Consider the following 19,585-nt stretch of genomic DNA (forward strand, 5'->3'; position numbering starts at 1 on the left):
CCGCTAATAGAATGTGTGAATTATCAATGGAAAAAATGAAAGTTATTCATATTATCACTGGATTAAGTGATGGTGGCGCAGAAGGCGCATTATTTCGCCTGGTCACTTCTAGCTGTAATGAATTTGAGCATATAGTTATTTCTTTGATGGGTAATGGCAAGTATGGAGAACACCTGACAGCATCGGGTATTAAAGTCATTACCTTAAATATGCCTCGAGGTAAGGTTAAACTCAATGCTCTTCGGCGGATTTATATTGTATTGAAAAAAGAAAAACCAGATGTGGTCCAGACCTGGATGTATCATGCAGATTTCTTTGGCGGAATAATGGCACGTTTAAGTGGGTGTGAAAATATTTTCTGGGGGATTAGACATTCTAATTTATCTCCAGAAGTCAATAGCCGCTCGACATTTATTTTTGCAAAATTGTGTTCTTGGCTTTCACCTTGGATACCGAAAAAAATAATTAGTTGTGCGGAAGAGTCTGTTCATGTTCATAGATCCTTTGGGTATAAAGGTGTCTTTTCAGTTGTGCCAAATGGTTATGATACAAATCGATTTCGCCCCGATTTAATTGCAGGGAAGAATATTAGAGAAGAGCTAAATTTAGCTGAAAATACTGAGCTAGTTGGATTTGTTGCTAGGTGGGATCCACAAAAAGATCATGAGAATTTACTTATTGCAATTCAAGAGGTTAGAGGTAATCACCCAGATATCTGTTGTGCTTTAATCGGTACCGATTGTGATGTGTATAATCTCGAGCTAGTATCCATTATTAAGAAATTGGGTTTATGTGACAACGTTATTCTATTGGGGCGTCGAAATGATATACCTGCCGTAATGAATTCATTAGATTTACATGTTCTAGCGTCATGTGGAGAAGCTTTTCCAAATGTTGTTGCCGAGGCTATGGCTTCGGGTACCCCTTGTGTTGTTACTGATGTTGGGGACGCAGCATTAATTGTTGGAGATTTAGGGTGGGTAGTCCCAGCAAAAAACTCAGCTAAACTAGCAAGTGCGATAGATTTAGCACTGAATGAAATGCAACATGATTCTACTTGGCTTAAACGAAGTCAAGGTTGCTCAGACAGAATTATCGAAAAATTTAGCCTAGATAGAATGATTGAAGGCTATAGAAAAAATTGGTTTCCAGGGTGTTAAATCATGCGGTTGGCTAAAAAATGTATGAAAAGATTATTAATTGTAACAACGGTACCTGAAACACTTGATACTATTTTAAGCAAACAACCCAAATATCTTAATCAGCATTTTGATGTTTATCTTGCCACGTCTGATGGTGATCGTATCTTTAGTGTTGAGAGTAATGAATGTATTAGGGTCAATGTTGTTCCTATGGTGAGAGGTATAAATCCGTTTTATGACCTTTACTCCATTTATAAAATGGTTAAATTATTATGGTGTATTAAGCCGGATATTATTCATTCATACACTCCAAAAGCGGGTCTTATTTCGATGCTTTCATCATGGATATGCCGAGTCCCTGTGCGTATTCATTCATTTACTGGATTGATTTTCCCCACATCGACGGGAATAAAAAGAAAATTATTAATGTCTATCGATCGTTTGATTTGTCTATGCGCGACCACAATTGTACCCGAGGGGATAGGTGTAAAAAATGACTTGTTATCGAGTAAAATAACTTGTAAGGAGCTCAGTGTTATCGGGTCTGGTAATATCGCAGGTGTGGATTCTGCACATTTCAATCGAGAACAAGTCATTGAAACCCCCGAATTCATATCATTAAGAGATAACCTTAGGTTAGCTTCTGAAGCATTCATTTTTTGTTTTGTTGGTAGATTAAATAAAGATAAGGGCTTGCTTGAGCTAGTCGAAGCATTTTATTTACTGCCAGATAATGCTCATTTACTGGTATTGGGGGAAATGGATAAAACTGCACCGCTTAATGAACTCGTACTCGGTAAATTAAAACTGCATCCTAGAATCCATTTGCTTGGATTTCAGAAAGATATCAGACCTGCGTTAGCGCTATCTAAAATTTTGGTATTGCCAAGTTATAGAGAAGGTTTTCCTAATGTATTATTACAGGCTGGAGCGATGTCTTTGCCAGTAATAGCTTCGGATATTAATGGTTGTAACGAAATTATTGAGCCGGGAGTTAATGGCTGGCTTGTTAAAGCTGGAGAATACGCCCCTTTATTCGATGTAATGGAGAAGGCGATGTTATCAGATTGCTTGGCGTTAATGGGCACGAAGGCTAGAGATAATATTACAGCTAAGTTTGAACGGTATGAACATTGGCTACGCATGACTACTTTTTATAAAGAGAAGAGTGATTTCTGATGAAAAGAGTATTAGATTTTTTAGTTGCGTTATTCGTTTTATTAACTTTACTACCAGTAATTATTGTTGTTGCTTTATTAGTCCGCCTCAAACTTGGTGCGCCGATTTTGTTTATGCAGAACCGTCCTGGCCTTGATGGTAGTGTATTTAAAATGATGAAATTCCGGACTATGTTAGATGGCATTGACAAAAACAGCGATCCATTACCGGATGAACAGCGAATGACACCGTTTGGAGCTATGCTGCGTTCAACCAGTTTAGATGAACTTCCCGGACTTTGGAATGTACTTAAAGGTGATATGAGTTTGGTTGGTCCACGTCCATTGCTGATTGAATATTTACCGTTATATAGTGATGAACAATCTAAGCGTCATACTGTTCGCCCTGGTATCACTGGTTGGGCTCAGGTTAATGGACGTAATGCTATTAGTTGGGAAGAGAAGTTTAAACTGGATGTTTGGTATGTAGAAAATCAATCATTTTGGCTAGATATAAAAATTCTTTTTTTAACTGTAAAAAAGGTTTTTCTTCGTGATGGTATTAGTGCTGAAGGTGAAGCAACGGCACCTAAGTTTGAAGGTAGTAAATAATGGATAAGTTAATTGTTGTTGGTGGCGGTGGTTTTGCTAAGGAAATCATTTGGCTAGCTAAAGATTGTAACTTTGATGTTGTCGGTGTTTTAGATGACTCACCAGACATGGAAGGGCAAACTGTATTGGGTGTGCCTGTGTTGGGGACGATTTCTTCATGGTGCCAACATCGAAATTGCAAGTTCGTTATTGCTATTGGTTCTCCGCGTACAAGAATACTAGTTGCAAAAAAAATGCTAACAGTTGGGAACCCCACTTTCGCAACATTAATTCATCCAAGTGTTATTAACTCGAAGCATGTATCAATTGGTGAAGGAACTATGGTTTGTGCTGGATCAATTCTGACTGTTGATGTTGAGATTGGTCAGCATTGTATCTTAAATTTGAATGTAACGGTTGGACATGAAACAACTTTTTTAGATTTCGTGACTGTGGCGCCTATGGCTGCTGTGTCAGGAAATGTAATACTTGAAACTGGTGTTGAAGTTGGAACTGGTGCGTCTATCAAGCAAGGTTTGACGCTTTCGAGTGGTGCAATGCTTGGAATGGGTGGTGTTCTTACAAAGAATATTGCACCAAATTTAATATTCGCGGGAAATCCTGCAAAGAAACTAAAGGAGATGCCAGAGTTATGAACGTTGCGCTAATTGGATCCGGAACCATGGGGGCTGGAATTGCTCAAGTACTTTGTTCATCAGAAACCGTTCGTAAAATTATAGTAGTGTCTCGTTCAGATGAAAAAGGTGAAGCTGTAATATCATCTTGTAATAAATATCTTTCTAAGCTCAAGAGAAAGAGCATCATTACGGGTGTACAACTTGATCATGGCCTTTCTAAGATCTCTTTCACAACCTCTATTCAGGATGTTGAAGGTGCTGATTTAATTATCGAGGCAGTGGCGGAAAATTATGCCATTAAATGTGAGATTTTCAAAAAAATTGCCAATTTGGTCACTGAGAAGTCGATTGTTGCGACTAATACGTCGTCATTATCAATAACCGATTTTGCGTCATTGCTTCCATACCCTGAGCGTGTGGTTGGTCTTCATTTCTTCAATCCGGCACCAGTAATGGAGCTTGTTGAGGTAGTCGTGGGTCATGTTACTGATCGTTCAATTGTCGATGAATTGGTTGAATTCACTACTAAGCTTGGGAAGTCTCCTGTAGTTGTTAATGAAGGGCCTGGCTTTGTTGTTAATCGAATGCTTATCCCGATGATTAATGAAGCGGTAAGTATTCTTGCTGAAGGTGTAGCAAATGAAGATGATATTGATAAAGCGATGAAGCTAGGAGCTCATCATCCGATGGGGCCTTTGAAGCTTGCTGATTTGATTGGCAACGATGTTGTGTTATCAATTATGGAAACGCTTTATTCCGAAACAGGCGATCCTAAATACCGGGCTCATCCATTATTGAGAAAAATGGTAAGAGCTGATCATCTCGGTCGTAAAACTAAAAAAGGCTTTTTTGGATATTAATATGCTAAATACTAATTTTTCCCCATGGCCTTCATTTTCAGAAGAAGAAGCCAATATTGTTCGTGATGTTCTGTTATCAAACAAAGTGAATTACTGGACTGGCCAAGAAGGCCGTGAATTTGAAAAAGAGTTCGCCGCCTGGGCGGGTTGTGAATATGCCGTCGCTTTAGGTAACGGTACACTTGCCCTTGATATTGCGCTTAAAGCGTTAAATATTGGTGCGGGTGATGAAGTCATCACGACGCCTAGAACTTTTTTGGCATCAGCTTCATCTATTGTGACCGCGGGTGCTGCGCCAGTATTTGCCGATGTTGATTTAAATAGTCAAAACATTACGGCTGAAACGATTGAAGCAGTTCTTACTCCAAAGACGAAAGCCGTTATTGTTGTCCATTTAGCGGGTATGCCAGCAGACATGGGGCCAATCATGGAGCTGGCTGAAAAATATGGCTTTTATGTTATTGAAGATTGTGCTCAGTCACATGGTGCTAAATACAAAGGCCGTTCTGTTGGTACTATTGGTCATATCGGTGCCTGGTCATTTTGCCAGGATAAAATCATGACCACAGGTGGTGAAGGCGGCATGGTCACCACTAACGATAAAACTTTGTGGTCGACAATGTGGAGTTATAAAGATCACGGTAAAAGCTTTGAGGCGATTTATGAGCGCCAGCATCCGCCGGGCTTCCGTTGGTTGCATGAAAGCTTTGGCACCAATTGGCGCATGACTGAAATGCAGGCGGCGATTGGGCGTATTCAGCTTAAATGCATGAAAGAGTGGACAACAAGGCGCCAATCTAATGGCAAGGCAATTGATGACGCGGTTAGCGCGATTAACGTCGTGCGAACCGTTGATGTACCAGAATATATAGAGCATGCTGAATATAAACATTACTTATTTATCAGGCCTGAAAACCTTAAAGAAGACTGGACTCGTGATCGTATTGTTGAAGCGATTGTTGAACAAGGGGTACCCTGTTTTCAGGGAAGCTGCTCTGAAGTGTATTTAGAAAAAGCTTTTGACAACACGCCATGGCACCCAACTGAGCGATTGAAGAATGCGGTAGAACTTGGAGAAACCAGTCTGATGTTCCTTGTGCATCCAACATTAACTGAAGCTGATATGAGCAAAACATGTTCAGTTATACGTGATGTGTTAACTGCTGCGACGAAGTGATTTTCTCAATTTTACCGAAATTATCGCCTATGGTTCATTGAATCGTAGGTGATTATTTCACATATAATGCTGCACGTTGCATTTGTTGCCAGTGTCGATCAGTGCTTCGAAAATTTATACATTATAAAATAATAACTCTAATGAACTTCCTGTTTAGCGGTAAAGTTCGCTACATAACGTTGGTATGGCTTTATGAAATTGAAATTAAACGAAAGGATATTGTCACTATCGCGCACCAATAAGCGTGTGGTCAGTTTGCTTTGCGACAGCGTATTTGTGGCGTTCGCTTTCTGGGGCGCTTTCTTTGTTAGATATGGTGATCTTCGCTCAATTACCGACGATCAATTATGGTCGTGTTTCTTTATTCTGACGATATTAACAGTACTTACTTTTGTTAAGTTAGGTTTATATCGCGCGATCCTCCGTTATCTTAGCTTCCATGCGTTGTTAGTTATCAGTATTGGTGCGGTTATTTCTGCGATTGTATTTTCAGGTTTGGGCTTTTATTTTCAGGCAGAAATTCCACGTACTGTGCCAATTATTTATGGCGCATTTCTGGCGTTGTTAGCGGGTGGTTCACGTTTAATGATGCGCAGCATGGTATCGACGCGTAAAAACGCATCGCAAACACCTGTACTTATCTATGGTGCGGGTTCAACTGGCCGGCAGTTAGCGAAGTCACTACGTCACAGCCGGGATTATCGGGCGCTGGCGTTTGTAGATGGTGATAGCAGCCTAGATCGGACTATTATTCTAGGGCTGCATGTGCATGCACCGGATGAGCTTGAATTCTTAATTGCTCACGGCGGTGTTAAAAAAGTACTGATGGCGCTGCCGCGTGCCAGTCGCGCGGAACGTAAACAAGTGATTGAGATGCTTTCTCCCTTTCCGGTTGAAGTGTTAACCGTACCGAGTATGGAAGACATCGTGAGCGGTGTGGCTAGAATCGACGAGTTGCGTGATGTGCCCATTGAAGATCTGCTTGGCCGCGATCCGGTTGCGCCACAGCCGCAACTGATGGGGGCAAACATTACGGGCAAAGTGGTGATGGTGACTGGGGCCGGTGGGTCGATTGGCTCGGAGCTTTGTCGCCAGATATTACAACAAAACCCGACCAAGTTGGTACTGTTTGAGCTGTCTGAATATGGCTTGTATGCGATTGAAAAAGAGCTATCTGAACTCGCTGCCAGCCTGAATCTGGATGTTGATATCATTCCGCTATTAGGCTCGGTACAGCGTGAAAACCGTCTTCAGGCGGTGATGGAAGCGTTTAAAGTGCAAACTTTATACCATGCGGCTGCCTATAAGCACGTTCCTCTAGTTGAATATAATGTGGTTGAGGGGGTACGCAATAACGTCTTTGGAACCCTGTATACCGCGCAAGCGGCAATCAATGCCGGAGTCGAAACCTTTGTCCTTATTTCGACCGATAAAGCGGTGCGACCAACCAATATAATGGGAACCACCAAACGGATGGCTGAACTTTCGCTTCAGGCGTTGGCCGAGAAAAATCATGCGACCCGTTTTTGCATGGTGCGCTTTGGTAATGTACTGGGCTCGTCGGGCTCGGTGATCCCGCTATTCAAACGTCAGATCAGTGAGGGGGGGCCGGTGACCATTACTCATTTTGATATTATTCGCTACTTCATGACCATTCCCGAAGCCGCGCAGTTGGTGATCCAGGCTGGTGCAATGGGGAAAGGTGGCGATGTGTTTGTGCTGGATATGGGCGAGCCGGTCCGGATTGCCGATTTAGCCAAGAACCTGATCCGTCTTTCAGGCCTTGAAGTCAAAGATGACGAAAATCCGCATGGTGACATTGCACTGGAATATACCGGTCTGCGCCCTGGTGAAAAACTCTTCGAAGAACTGCTCATTGGCGATAACGTGGGTAAAACCAGCCATGAGCGGATCATGACGGCCGATGAAAGTTATCTGCCATGGCATGAGCTGAATAACATTCTGCTGCGGTTAGATGATGCCTGCCATAACTTCGATCATGAAACCATTCGTGACATTTTGCTGGAAGCACCTACCGGCTTTAATCCGTCAGATGGTATTGGCGACTTAGTTTGGCATGCCAAAGAGCAAAACATAAACCAAGGCGCAGAGCAAGAACCGGGGCAAGAGGCAACAGCCAGTGTCGAGTATCTAGTAGCGAGTAGCGAGTAGCGAGTTTCTAGTATCGAGTAGCAAGTACCTAGTATCTTGCCCCTCGCCCCCAAAATTTTCTTATGCAGTCCGATGAAGCCTGGCAGCATTTTTTGTCACTAATCAATAACTATAATGAATTTAGCATTGGCTGCAATGATTGCAGCTTCACGCCCGGGATGGCTTTATGAAATTAGACGAGATGATTATTTCGCTGTCGCGCACCAAAAAACGTATTGTGAGTTTACTCTGCGACAGCGTATTTATTGCGATCGCTTTCTGGGGCGCTTTCTTTGTCAGATATGGTGATTTACACACAATTACCAATAAACAACTATGGTCGTGTTTTTTTATTCTGACTGGATTAACACTACTGACTTTTGTTAAGTTAGGTTTATACCGCGCGATCCTCCGTTATCTTAGTTTTCACGCCTTGTTAGTCATCAGTATTGGCGCGGCTATTTCTGCTATTGCATTTTCAGGCTTAGGCTTTTATTTGCAGGCCGAAATTCCACGTACTGTACCCATTATTTATGGCGCATTTCTGGCGTTGCTAGCGGGTGGTTCACGTTTAGTCATGCGTAATCTGGTTTCTAAACGACTCAATTCGAGGAAAATACCGGTAATTATCTATGGTGCCGGCTCTACCGGGCGTCAGCTGTGTATTACTTTACGACAAAGTCCCGATTATTGCGTTCTGGCATTTATTGATAGCGATAAAACCTTGCACCGTAACATGATTTTAGGGTTGCATGTCCATGCGCCGGAAGATTTAGACGGTATGGTTGCAAATGGTAACGTTGTAAAAGTGTTGCTTGCGCTGCCGTCTGCCAGCCGTACTGAACGTCAGTCGGTTATCTGTAATTTAGCTGAACTTCCAGTCGAAGTTTTAACGGTGCCGAACATGGAAGACATTGTCAGTGGTGCCGCGAAAGTCGATGAACTGCGAGATGTGCCGATTGAAGACTTGTTGGGCCGTGATCCGGTTGAACCTCAGGCAATATTAATGGGGGCTAATATTACCGGTAAGGTGGTGATGGTGACAGGGGCGGGGGGATCAATCGGCTCTGAACTTTGTCGCCAGATATTACAACAAGACCCGACCAAGTTGGTACTGTTTGAGCTGTCTGAATATGGCTTGTATGCGATTGAAAAAGAGCTATCTGAACTCGCTGCCAGCCTGAACCTGGATGTTGAGATCATTCCGCTATTAGGCTCGGTACAACGTGAAAACCGTCTTCAGGCGGTGATGGAAGCGTTTAAGGTGCAAACTTTATACCATGCGGCAGCCTATAAGCACGTCCCTCTAGTTGAATATAATGTGGTTGAGGGGGTGCGTAATAACGTCTTTGGAACCCTGTATACCGCACAAGCCGCGATTAATGCCGGAGTCGAAACCTTTGTGCTAATTTCGACCGATAAAGCAGTACGTCCCACTAATGTGATGGGCGCAACAAAGCGTATGACCGAGTTATTACTGCAATCGCTGGCCGAAAAAAATACGGTTACGTGTTTTTGCATGGTGCGTTTTGGTAATGTACTGGGCTCGTCCGGTTCAGTTATTCCACTGTTTAAGCGCCAGATCCGTCAGGGTGGCCCGGTCACGATCACCCACCCGGATATTATTCGTTACTTTATGACCATACCTGAAGCGTCTCAATTGGTGATCCAGGCGGGGGCTCTGGGTAAAGGTGGGGATGTGTTTGTACTGGATATGGGTGAACCCGTAAAAATTGCGGACTTAGCGAAAAACTTGATCCGCCTTTCCGGGCTTGAAGTCAAAGATGACGAACATCCGTATGGCGATATTGCGGTCGAGTACACGGGGTTGCGTCCGGGAGAAAAACTCTACGAAGAACTGCTGATTGGTGACAATGTCGCTAAAACCAGCCATGAACGGATTATGACGGCTGATGAAAGTTATCTGCCATGGCATGAATTGAACAAGATTTTGCTACGGTTAGATGATGCCTGCCATAACTTTGATCATGAAAAAATTCGCGAAATATTATTAGACGCGCCAACCGGTTTTAATCCCTCTGATGGCATTGGTGATTTAGTTTGGCACGCTAAGCATTGTGATGAAGTGGTGCAGTCGAACGCCAGTGTACATAACCACGCTGCAACTAAAATGTAAATGTAATGATATATCATTGGATTGAAACAGTATTCCTGTTCATGGCACTTTTTCGAGAGTAAATTCTTGCAAGAGATGGTAAGACGGTTCGCTGGCTGATTATTGAATATTAGAGAGAATTGATAATGAAAGTACTTGTAACAGGCGGGATGGGCTACATAGGTAGCCATACATGCGTACAAATGATAGAAGCAGGTATGATACCCATTATTCTCGATAACCTCTATAACAGTAAGAAATCTGTTTTAGGACGTATAGAAAAACTCACGGGTGTTCAACCCGCCTTTTATGAAGGTGATATACGAGATCGCGCAATACTGGATAAGATTTTCAATGAGCATAGTCTTGATGCTGTTATCCACTTTGCCGGCCTGAAGGCGGTCGGTGAGTCGGTCGCGATGCCACTTAAGTATTATGACAATAACGTTCACGGTACTCTGGTACTGGTCGAGGCGATGCTTGCGGCGGGTGTGCAAAGCCTGATTTTCAGTTCGTCGGCTACCGTATATGGCGATCCGGCTTCTGTGCCAATTCGAGAAGATTTTCCAACCAGTGCAACGAACCCCTATGGACGGAGTAAGCTGATGGTTGAGGAGTGTTTGACGGACATTCAGAAAGCTCACCCAGAAATGAGTGTGACGCTATTACGCTACTTTAACCCTGTTGGTTCGCATCAATCTGGTGAGTTGGGGGAAGATCCGCAAGGCATTCCGAATAACCTGATGCCGTTTATCTCACAGGTTGCCGTTGGACGTCGTGAGTTTCTGGCAGTGTTCGGCAACGATTATTCAACCGTCGATGGCACCGGTGTACGCGATTATATTCATGTCGTTGACTTGGCTGACGGCCACCTGGCAGCCCTGAATCATAAAGGTAAGGCACCAGGCCTGCATACTTATAATTTGGGTACAGGTAACGGATACAGCGTCTTGCAGATGGTAGAGGCGTTTTCTAAATCCTCCGGTGTTGACGTTGCTTATCAGATTGCCCCTCGTCGTGAGGGGGATATTGCCGAGTGCTGGGCTGATCCATCAAAAGCACAATCGGAGTTACAGTGGCAAGCAACTCGCACCTTGGATGATATGACCACCGATACATGGCGCTGGCAATCACAGAATCCTAATGGTTATCCATCAGAATAATCAATGCGTATCAAGAAGAAGCGATGCTGTTATGGCGTCGCTTTTTTTTGCCAAAAATTAGTCGGTATATGACCAGGACACATACAGATCATGATAAGACCTTGATGATACTTGGCAGCAACTTCATGGCGGAGATCAGGTAACCACTGCGTGTCTCGATGTCACCCTCAGTATTTTGCTGCACTTGCGTCACTTTCATCTGCCAGTAATAAAACTGCGATTGAGCAATATGATTTAGGTCCACTTATAGAGGATCCATATCAAGATTTTGTCTTAAAGAGAATGCGTGGTGAAATGGGCGTCTAACTTTAAATTTTTGAAAAATGGAGCTGTAAGGTGACATTAAGCGAAAAAGATTAGTGTTGTTACTTGAGGAGACATTCTTATCACAAGTGATTGAGAAGTAAGAATGCTCATTTTGGACTGTTACTTACTCACATTTGGCAATTGGTGTTTTAAATTTATCTGTAAAAATATCTGGCAATATGAGATGATCATCTTGCATGGTATGTGATTTTTCGTTGCATCTGATTTAATGTTGATATCATTGACTACGTCAAACAATAAATTGAACAATTATTGATAACCTGAAATTATCATTTTGGTACTACGATAAAAATTTATGAGGCAAATTTGGGACAGCTTAAAAAAATCACAAGTCAGTTTATATATCAAGTTGGTAACTTTATACTTCCTTTATTGTTGATACCTTTTTTGATTGATTTACTTTCACCAGAGCAATATCAATTACTAATAATATTACAATCAGCTGTTTTGTTTTTCGCGTTGTTTATCAATTATGGTTTTGATTTAAAAGGAACGAAAGAAATATCGAGGATTATTGAAAATAGAAGTAATTGTTATTCTTATGTTAAGACTGCATTATATACAAAGTTTTTCATATTTGTTTTTTCTAGCCTATTTTTATTTATAATTGAAATTGCTATTTTTAATGTTCAAATTGAGTTTGTACTCTCATCAATATTATGGTTGTTCGCTTATGTTTTTCAATTCAATTGGTATTTTCAAGGGAAAGGTAACTTTTCAACAATAACAAGACTGGGACTTATACCTAAGGTTGCGGTTTTGAGTTTTGTTTTTATTGTGGTTAACGGCGATGAAACTGCGTATTATTATTTGATTCTCAATGCCCTTGCTGTGTTTATTTCAAATTTCCTTATGTGCAGGGAAATGTATAGTGAATTAGGAAGTTTTGATGGTGAACCATCAAAAGAAATACAGCTTAATGAAATAAAAGCAATACTTAAAGATGGCTATAGTGTCTTTATTTCTCAGTTGAGCACATCCCTAATTAGTAATGCAAATGTTTTTATATTGCCTCTAATTTTGTCTCCAACTAGTTTTATTGTTTTCAATACAGCTGAAAGATTGGTAAGAGTAACGGCAATGCTGACAACTCCATTTACAAATGTATTGTTTCCACAAGTATCTCGTCGTGTACATGAAGGTAAGGATATAAATAGACTGATTAGCATGATATCGATCTTATCAGTTTTTGTTTATTCATCTGGCTATGGAATATTTTTATTGTTTGGTGATTATTTTATTAATTTGATATTTCCTAGTGTTGCAAATGAGTTGATGTTTTATTTGAAATTCATGCTAATTATCCCTTTAATGATTTTTTTAAATAATTTATTGGGTACTCAGATTGGTCTGAATATGGGGCAAGATAAATACTTTTCGCGTGTGATTTTAGTTGGAGGTATTTCAAATGTTTCCTTGATAACAATGCTTACCTATTATTATAGTGATTATGGTACTATTTCAGCAGCCGTGAGTTCACAAGTTATTATTCTTATTGGTATGTATTGGGTAGCTAAAAAGGGCGGTTATGAGTTTTCAGTCAAATAATAAAGTCGGTTTTATATTACCTGGGCCGAGGAGGGAGTCTGTAGGAGGGTATAAAATTGTTTATCAATATGCTGATTATTTGTCATCAGAAGGCTTTGATGTATCAGTATTGTATCCTACAAATAATGATGTAACACTTGATAGATTTAACTCTGGTTTGGGCTTTTTAAAAAAACTGATTCTGAAATATCTGAACTTTCATCGTTGGTATGGGTTTTCTTGTAAAGTTAACCATATGGTAAGTGATGACTTTGATTATGATTATTTGTCAACTTTTGATGTGTTGATATGTACATCAATAGAAACTTACTTATATTTAAGTAAAAAAAACAAGGTGTATTGTAAAAAGATTTACTTTGTTCAAGATTTTGAAAATTGGAGTTTTTCTGACCAAGATGTATATGGTACATATACAAATAAAGACTTTAAGATAATCACAATAAGTAACTATTTAAAGGATAAGATAAAATACGTTGGAGGACAGGTTGATTTGTTACTACCAAATGGAATTGAAAGTGATATTTTTAAGCTGTTAAATAGGCCTGAGAACCGAAAAGAAACAAGTTTTTTATTTATGTATCATCCAAACATTAGGAAAGGATGTGATATTCTATTAGATGCAATCGCGTTAATACCGGATAAAGAAAACTATAGCTTTGAGTGCTTTAGTGTGTACGAAAAGCCAACTGATTTTCCTGATTATATAAAATACAATCACAAACCGACACGAAATAACCTTAATGAAATATATAATAATAATAAGTTTTTCATTTGTTCTAGTCGTGTCGAAGGTTTTGGCCTTACCCCTGCAGAAGCCGCGCTTTCTGGTTGTGTTATTCTTACCACAGATAATGGTGGAGTAAATCAATATATTGTGAAAGATCACTCTGGATTTTATTTTGATGATAAGACACCAGAATCATTTTTGAAATTGATTGGCGAGGTTAGTGAGAAGAGAAATTTACAGCAAGTTTCTGATAACGCGATCTCATATATTAAAAGCGAGTTGGTTATAGATAAGTGTAATGCTAAACTAGCATCCTATATTAGGATGCTATAGTGCAGAGATAAGATGATTTTACAATTAGATGGAAGAGGGTTACCAACATGGGAACCCTTTCTAACCTTTCTAAATGTTTTAATAGGTTGATTCGTATTCTTTAGTTATGGTTTTCCATGTATACCGCCGCATCGCAATTTCTTTCATTTTATCTGCACTGATTGTTGATTTTTCAGTGTTATCACATTCTTCAACTTGTTTTGTCAGTTGCCATGAGTTAGAAAAATAAATGGCTTCATTTTCTGTACTGTGACGGTTGAAGTTACAATCAAAAGCAAATATCGGCTTAGAGAAATGCATTGCTTCAACAAGTGAGGGATTAGTACCGCCAGCCGAATGCCCATGGATATAGCCTTTACAGCCCATTCTTAAACGGTAAAGCTTTTCAATATCATAGATAGGATCAATGATTTCTATATTTTGATATTTGCTATATTCGACTTTTAATTGTCGGCCATATTCACTACTATTCCAGTTGCCCACAAACTTAAGTTTTTGGTCTAATTTAGCAAAAGCATCTAATATCATAGCAGTATTATTTTCTGGCTCTATACGGCATATAGATAAGAAGTAATCATCTTGCTTTATTACTGGTGGTGTCGCAGGGATTACATGATCACCACCATATGCAATGATCAGGTTGTTCTTGCCATACTCTTTTGTAACATAGTCTCCAATTGCTTGGTTGTCAGCAATAATGACATCTGAGTGTTTTATAGCCAATGCTTCAGAGAACTTAAGAAATTTTTTTGCCGTACTTCCCCATTTATCCCTTTTCCACTCTAGCCCATCTATGTTGGTAACAACTTTGGACTTAGAAAATAAACGGTAAATTGGCAAGAATATACAACCAGAGACGCCTAAAATAACGGTTACGTCAGGCTTTAGAAAACAGCTTCTTACTAATGATAAGATATCATAAAGAATACTTTGTATACCATTAGCCTTGAGAGGTAAGTAAATAAGCTCAGCGTTATTATGACTATTTTTTTTCTCTGGATATGCATTAGTGGAGCAAAAAACCTGATATGTAACTTCATCAGAAGCAAATTGTGTCAAGTTTTCCACTAATGATTCAAAGCCACCGTAACAGGCAGGAATTCCAACGATCCCTACAATTGTAACTCTTTTCACAGTGTTACCGTGTCCTTAAAAGCGACACCGGCTTCATCCTTGGCTGATAGTAAGGGTTCTCCAAGTAGCGGCCATTCAATTGCTAACGATTTATCCTTCCAAAGGATCGTATGCTCTGCTGTCGGATTGTAGTAATCGGTACATTTATAAACAAACTCTGCTTCCTTGCTGGTCACATAAAAACCATGAGCAAAGCCTTCAGGTACCCATAGTTGACGTTTGTTCTCAGCCGATAGAATGACACCAACCCACTGGCCATATGTTGGAGAATTTTTACGAATATCTACTGCAACATCATACACCTCACCAGAAACAACACGAACTAACTTTCCCTGAGTGTTTTCCGTCTGATAGTGCAATCCTCTCAAGATTCCTTGCTTTGATTTTGAATGGTTATCTTGCACAAAGGTTCGTGGAGCTACTAATTCATTAAATTTTTGTTGCTGCCAGGTTTCTATAAAGAAACCACGTTCATCACCAAAAACAGTTGGTTCGATAATTTTTACGTCAGGAATTCGGGTATCTAATATTTTCATGTTTGCCTCAAATTGAAACAATTAAGCGTATAGATGAATGTTTTGTAATGCTTTCTGCCAATCTGATGCAGGAATTCCAAACTCATTGGTTATTTTTTGTGTGTTAAGTTTAGAGTTTTCCGGACGTTTGGCTGGCGTTGGATATTGACTTGTCGAAATACTGCTTAGCAATGGCACGTTAGCCACGACAGATTTTCCTTTTGCCTGTTCGAAAATTTTTATGGCAAACTCATACCAGCTAACGTTTGGTAGTCCTGAGTAGTGGTAAACGCCCCACCGAACAGTGTCTCCTTGACAAATCTTTTCTGCAATTACGATCAATGCATCTGCAATGTCACATGCATATGTAGGACCACCAAGTTGATCACCTACAATACCCAAAGTATCTCGCTCTTGACCTAAGCGGAGCATGGTTTTTACAAAATTATTCCCATGTTCGCCAAAGACCCAAGAAGTACGCAAGATAATATGTCGGCAACAGTGTTTAGTTACAGCTTCTTCTCCGGCAAGTTTGCTTTGGCCGTAAACACTTTGCGGGTTGGTTGCATCTTCTTCGCAGTAGAGGCCTTCTCGATTGCCGGCAAAGACATAATCAGTAGAAATATGTAAGATGGCGGCCCCAACTTTGTTAGCGGCTTGAGCGAGGTAAGAAGGGCCATCGCGGTTAATTTTATATGATAACTCGACTTCTTCTTCTGCACGATCTACTGCAGTATGAGCTGCGGCATTAATTATTACATCAGGAGAAAAGGCTAGTACAGTTGCATTCACTGCCAATTCATCTGTGATATCAAGTTCTGAGCGATCTACTGCCAATAGATTAGCTTTACCATTGAGTTGTTGCACTAGGCTTTGGCCAACCTGACCTAAACTGCCTGTGATTAAAACTTTCATTTTCGAGACTCATCCGATACTTTAAGTGTCAGCTGTAAATTTTGTTCCGTAACAAGCGACTGTAAATATTGGCCATAGTCATTTTTTAACATCGGCCGAGCTACTTCTAGAACTTGTTTGTCTGTTAGCCAACCATTTCGCCATGCAACTTCCTCTAGGCAGGCTACTTTTAATCCCTGAACATTTTCAATGGTTTGCACAAACGAAGATGCCTCATGTAAGCTCTCATGTGTGCCAGTATCCAGCCAAGCAAAACCTCGTCCCAATAGTTCAACATTGAGTGTACCGGCTTCCAGGTACATTTGGTTTAATGTCGTAATTTCTAGTTCACCGCGAGCTGATGGCTTCACTTTTTTAGCCAAATCTATTACTCGGTTGTCATAAAAATAGAGTCCCGTAACAGCCCAATTTGATTTAGGTGTTACTGGTTTTTCTTCAATTGAAATGGCGCTGAAATCATCATCAAATTCAACTACACCAAAACGTTCAGGATCTTTGACGTGATAACCAAAAACAGATGCTCCGTGTTCACGCATTGCAGCATTACGTAAAGTTCGAGAGAAAGATTGTCCGTAGAAAATATTATCTCCTAGGATCAAGCAACAGCTATCCTTGCCGATGAATTCTTCACCAATCAGAAAGGCTTGAGCAAGGCCTTCGGGTTTTGGCTGAATAGCATACTGAAGATTAATTCCGAAGTCTGAACCATCACCAAGTAAACGTTTGAACGCTTCGTTATCTTCAGGAGTTGTAATAATCAAAATGTCACGAATTCCTGCCAACATGAGTGTAGACAGTGGATAATAGATCATCGGTTTATCATATACAGGCAATAGTTGCTTAGAAACACCGCGTGTAATTGGGTAAAGTCTTGTACCTGACCCTCCTGCAAGAATAATTCCTTTCATTTATTACCCTTCCATTCCCAAACGTTCGCGACTGTATGACCCATCTTGTACACGGCTCCACCATGTTTCATTGTTTAAGTACCACTCAACAGTTTTTCTGATCCCTGAGTCAAAAGTCTCTTTTGGTTTCCATCCCAGTTCGGCATCAATTTTTGAAGCATCAATAGCATAGCGAACATCATGGCCAGGACGATCTTTTACATAGGTTATTAGGTCTTGATATGAAGTGACACCATTTGGTTTATTTGGCGCTAGTTCTTCAAGTAGGTTACAAATGGTTTTTACGACCTCTATATTGGCTTTCTCATTATGACCACCTATATTGTAAGTTTCGCCAACTTCGCCTTTGGTAACAACTGTGTACAGTGCTCTGGCATGATCTTCAACAAACAGCCAGTCACGGATTTGCATACCGTCACCATACACCGGCAAGGATTTGCCCTCCAAAGCATTGAGAATCATTAGCGGTATTAGCTTCTCGGGAAAGTGGTAAGGACCATAATTGTTCGAGCAGTTAGTTACGATAGTTGGAAAACCATAAGTACGTTGCCAAGCTCGAACTAAATGATCACTTGATGCTTTAGAGGCTGAATAAGGGCTGCTTGGTGCATAAGGTGTCTGTTCAGTAAATAAATCATCAGTACCTTCGAGATCACCGTATACTTCATCTGTTGAGATATGGTGAAAACGGAATGCTGATTTAGCTTCGCTTTCAAGTTCGTTCCAGTATTGTCGAGCAACTTCTAGCAAAGTGTAAGTACCAAGAATATTTGTCTCGATAAATGCCGCTGGGCCATCGATAGAACGGTCAACATGACTTTCAGCAGCTAAATGCATTGCAACATCTGGTTTATGTTCGTAGAAGATTCTGGCCATTTCTGAAGCATTACAGATATCAGCATGTTCGAAAGTATAACGAGCATTACGGCTAACTTCTTCTAAAGATTCTAGGTTGCCTGCATAAGTTAGATTGTCAATGTTAACTACGCTGTCTTTAGTATTGTTGATAATATGACGAATGACTGCAGAACCAATAAATCCCGCCCCACCAGTTACAAGAATTTTCATAGTTAAAAAACCAGTTGACTTAATAAACGAATAGTAGATCCATTTCTGTAAACGTTGATGTTGAATATGTCACCAAGAAATTGAGAATGATAAACGCTACTATTATAATACGAGTGAGTTGATTTGTTACGTACTTATCCCACACATATGTGAAAGCTAGTATTTGTATAGGATAGAACAGAAACATAAATCGGTATGAAAAGCCCATAAAATAAACAGACGAATATACCATTATACCTAATGAAGATATAAAAAACAATCTATTATATCTATCGTCTTTTTTTGCCGTATGAGGTTGAGACAACAAAGGGATCGCTGTGATTAGTGTCAAGAGTAGTGATACAACATAAAAATAAGCTTTTACACCTTCAGACATTATTTGTTTTTCTAATATAATGTATCTAGCTAATTTACCAAATGGATCTGGTAGAGATGTATACGGTCTTGCTATGCCCTGAATTAAATCAGCAGGTATAATTATCCATGTAGTGAAAAATACAATGGAAATAAGTATTAGAATTATGGATAGTTTATAATTAATTAACTTCCTACTAATAAATCCCATAAAAAAAATAGGGATGTAAGAGTAATGGAAAAAAACGGGTGTAATATTAATTAATTTTGGAATAAGTCTTTTCGACTTATTTACTATCATAGCATAGACAAAAAATGGTAATCCAAGAGTTAAGGATAAACCATTTCTTATGCCATTGGTCACTAAATCCAACCCAGGAAGAAATGCTAAAAACACGACTATAAAAACAGTAGCATTTGATAAGTTTAACATTCTGGCTGCTATTAATAATCCTAAAAATGAAAAAAACGCAATGAAAAATAAATACATCTCAACGCTTAAAAATTGAGATGATAAGTAAATAATTAAAGAGAAAAACAGTTCATAGTTTAAAACAAGCTCATTACTCTCAACTGCTTGATAGAATATTTTTATATATGTTTGAGTATCTACACCTGAAAACTCCGATCGAAAACCGATAAAAAAAGAAATAGTAATAACGAATAGTAACGGAGTTATTATTCTGGAGGAATGTTCGACGCGGTACAAGCTGGACATTAATCCTAAAATTAGTATTAGAATAAAAAATATGTTATCCATT

Annotated in this window: 18 protein-coding genes; 11 read left to right on the forward strand and 7 right to left on the reverse strand. The window is 39.9% G+C overall.

Annotated features, from left to right (window positions below; translation table 11 throughout):
- Positions 1–26: 26 nt before the first annotated feature.
- The 9 genes from AC2204_RS15215 (at position 27) to galE (ending at position 10,995) form a co-directional block, all read left to right on the forward strand.
- The gene (locus AC2204_RS15215) at positions 27–1,160 is read left to right on the forward strand and encodes a glycosyltransferase family 4 protein (RefSeq protein ID WP_318926531.1); all 1,134 of its coding nucleotides are present in this window, start codon (positions 27–29) and stop codon (positions 1,158–1,160) included.
- A gap of 3 nt (positions 1,161–1,163) precedes the next feature.
- Positions 1,164–2,321, forward strand: coding sequence for a glycosyltransferase family 4 protein (locus tag AC2204_RS15220; RefSeq protein WP_318926532.1), 1,158 nt, complete (start codon positions 1,164–1,166; stop codon positions 2,319–2,321).
- Complete coding sequence (locus AC2204_RS15225; RefSeq protein ID WP_318926533.1) at positions 2,321–2,911, forward strand: sugar transferase; 591 nt, start codon at positions 2,321–2,323, stop codon at positions 2,909–2,911. Before AC2204_RS15220 ends, AC2204_RS15225 begins: the two co-directional genes overlap by 1 nt.
- Positions 2,911–3,546, forward strand: coding sequence for an acetyltransferase (locus AC2204_RS15230; RefSeq protein ID WP_318926534.1), 636 nt, complete (start codon positions 2,911–2,913; stop codon positions 3,544–3,546). The genes AC2204_RS15225 and AC2204_RS15230 overlap by 1 nt, the downstream gene beginning before the upstream one ends.
- Entirely contained in the window at positions 3,543–4,388 is an 846-nt protein-coding gene (locus AC2204_RS15235) for a 3-hydroxyacyl-CoA dehydrogenase family protein (protein WP_318926535.1), read from the forward strand. The genes AC2204_RS15230 and AC2204_RS15235 overlap by 4 nt, the downstream gene beginning before the upstream one ends.
- A 1-nt stretch (position 4,389) precedes the next feature.
- A complete protein-coding gene (locus tag AC2204_RS15240) occupies positions 4,390–5,565 on the forward strand; it encodes a DegT/DnrJ/EryC1/StrS family aminotransferase (RefSeq protein ID WP_318926536.1) in 1,176 nt (391 codons plus the stop codon).
- Positions 5,566–5,757: 192 nt separating this feature from the next.
- The gene (locus AC2204_RS15245; RefSeq protein ID WP_318926537.1) at positions 5,758–7,737 is read left to right on the forward strand and encodes a nucleoside-diphosphate sugar epimerase/dehydratase; all 1,980 of its coding nucleotides are present in this window, start codon (positions 5,758–5,760) and stop codon (positions 7,735–7,737) included.
- Between the two features lie 166 nt (positions 7,738–7,903).
- Positions 7,904–9,853, forward strand: coding sequence for a nucleoside-diphosphate sugar epimerase/dehydratase (locus tag AC2204_RS15250; RefSeq protein WP_318926538.1), 1,950 nt, complete (start codon positions 7,904–7,906; stop codon positions 9,851–9,853).
- 125 nt (positions 9,854–9,978) lie between these two features.
- A complete protein-coding gene (gene galE / locus AC2204_RS15255; protein WP_318926539.1) occupies positions 9,979–10,995 on the forward strand; it encodes a UDP-glucose 4-epimerase GalE in 1,017 nt (338 codons plus the stop codon).
- An 88-nt stretch (positions 10,996–11,083) separates the two neighbouring features.
- On the opposite strand, the gene AC2204_RS15260 is transcribed toward galE, so the two are convergent.
- Positions 11,084–11,239: a hypothetical protein gene (locus AC2204_RS15260; protein WP_318926540.1), complete on the reverse strand. Its 156-nt coding sequence runs from the start codon at positions 11,237–11,239 to the stop codon at positions 11,084–11,086.
- 389 nt (positions 11,240–11,628) lie between these two features.
- Here AC2204_RS15260 and AC2204_RS15265 point away from each other — a divergent pair, with 389 nt between their 5' ends.
- The gene (locus AC2204_RS15265; protein ID WP_318926541.1) at positions 11,629–12,870 is read left to right on the forward strand and encodes an oligosaccharide flippase family protein; all 1,242 of its coding nucleotides are present in this window, start codon (positions 11,629–11,631) and stop codon (positions 12,868–12,870) included.
- Complete coding sequence (locus AC2204_RS15270; protein ID WP_318926542.1) at positions 12,851–13,930, forward strand: glycosyltransferase family 4 protein; 1,080 nt, start codon at positions 12,851–12,853, stop codon at positions 13,928–13,930. The genes AC2204_RS15265 and AC2204_RS15270 overlap by 20 nt, the downstream gene beginning before the upstream one ends.
- A 78-nt stretch (positions 13,931–14,008) precedes the next feature.
- Here AC2204_RS15270 and AC2204_RS15275 read toward each other — a convergent pair whose 3' ends face one another.
- Genes AC2204_RS15275 through AC2204_RS15300 form a run of 6 tightly spaced genes read right to left on the reverse strand, consistent with a single transcriptional unit; the run spans position 14,009 to position 19,584 of the window.
- Positions 14,009–15,064: a DUF1972 domain-containing protein gene (locus AC2204_RS15275; RefSeq protein ID WP_318926543.1), complete on the reverse strand. Its 1,056-nt coding sequence runs from the start codon at positions 15,062–15,064 to the stop codon at positions 14,009–14,011.
- Positions 15,061–15,600 (reverse strand): dTDP-4-dehydrorhamnose 3,5-epimerase, encoded by a 540-nt coding sequence (gene rfbC, locus AC2204_RS15280; protein ID WP_318926544.1) that lies wholly within the window; start codon positions 15,598–15,600, stop codon positions 15,061–15,063. Before rfbC ends, AC2204_RS15275 begins: the two co-directional genes overlap by 4 nt.
- Before the next feature lie 21 nt (positions 15,601–15,621).
- Positions 15,622–16,494 carry a dTDP-4-dehydrorhamnose reductase gene (gene rfbD / locus AC2204_RS15285; protein WP_318926545.1) on the reverse strand — a complete coding sequence of 291 codons (873 nt, stop codon included), beginning with the start codon at positions 16,492–16,494 and terminating at the stop codon, positions 15,622–15,624.
- Positions 16,491–17,402, reverse strand: coding sequence for a glucose-1-phosphate thymidylyltransferase RfbA (gene rfbA, locus AC2204_RS15290; protein ID WP_318926546.1), 912 nt, complete (start codon positions 17,400–17,402; stop codon positions 16,491–16,493). The genes rfbD and rfbA overlap by 4 nt, the downstream gene beginning before the upstream one ends.
- A gap of 3 nt (positions 17,403–17,405) precedes the next feature.
- A complete protein-coding gene (rfbB, locus tag AC2204_RS15295) occupies positions 17,406–18,470 on the reverse strand; it encodes a dTDP-glucose 4,6-dehydratase (RefSeq protein ID WP_318926547.1) in 1,065 nt (354 codons plus the stop codon).
- Positions 18,471–18,489: 19 nt separating this feature from the next.
- The gene (locus AC2204_RS15300) at positions 18,490–19,584 is read right to left on the reverse strand and encodes an EpsG family protein (protein WP_318926548.1); all 1,095 of its coding nucleotides are present in this window, start codon (positions 19,582–19,584) and stop codon (positions 18,490–18,492) included.
- Position 19,585: the final 1 nt, after the last annotated feature.

It is taken from the genome of Photobacterium sp. (genome assembly GCF_057456235.1).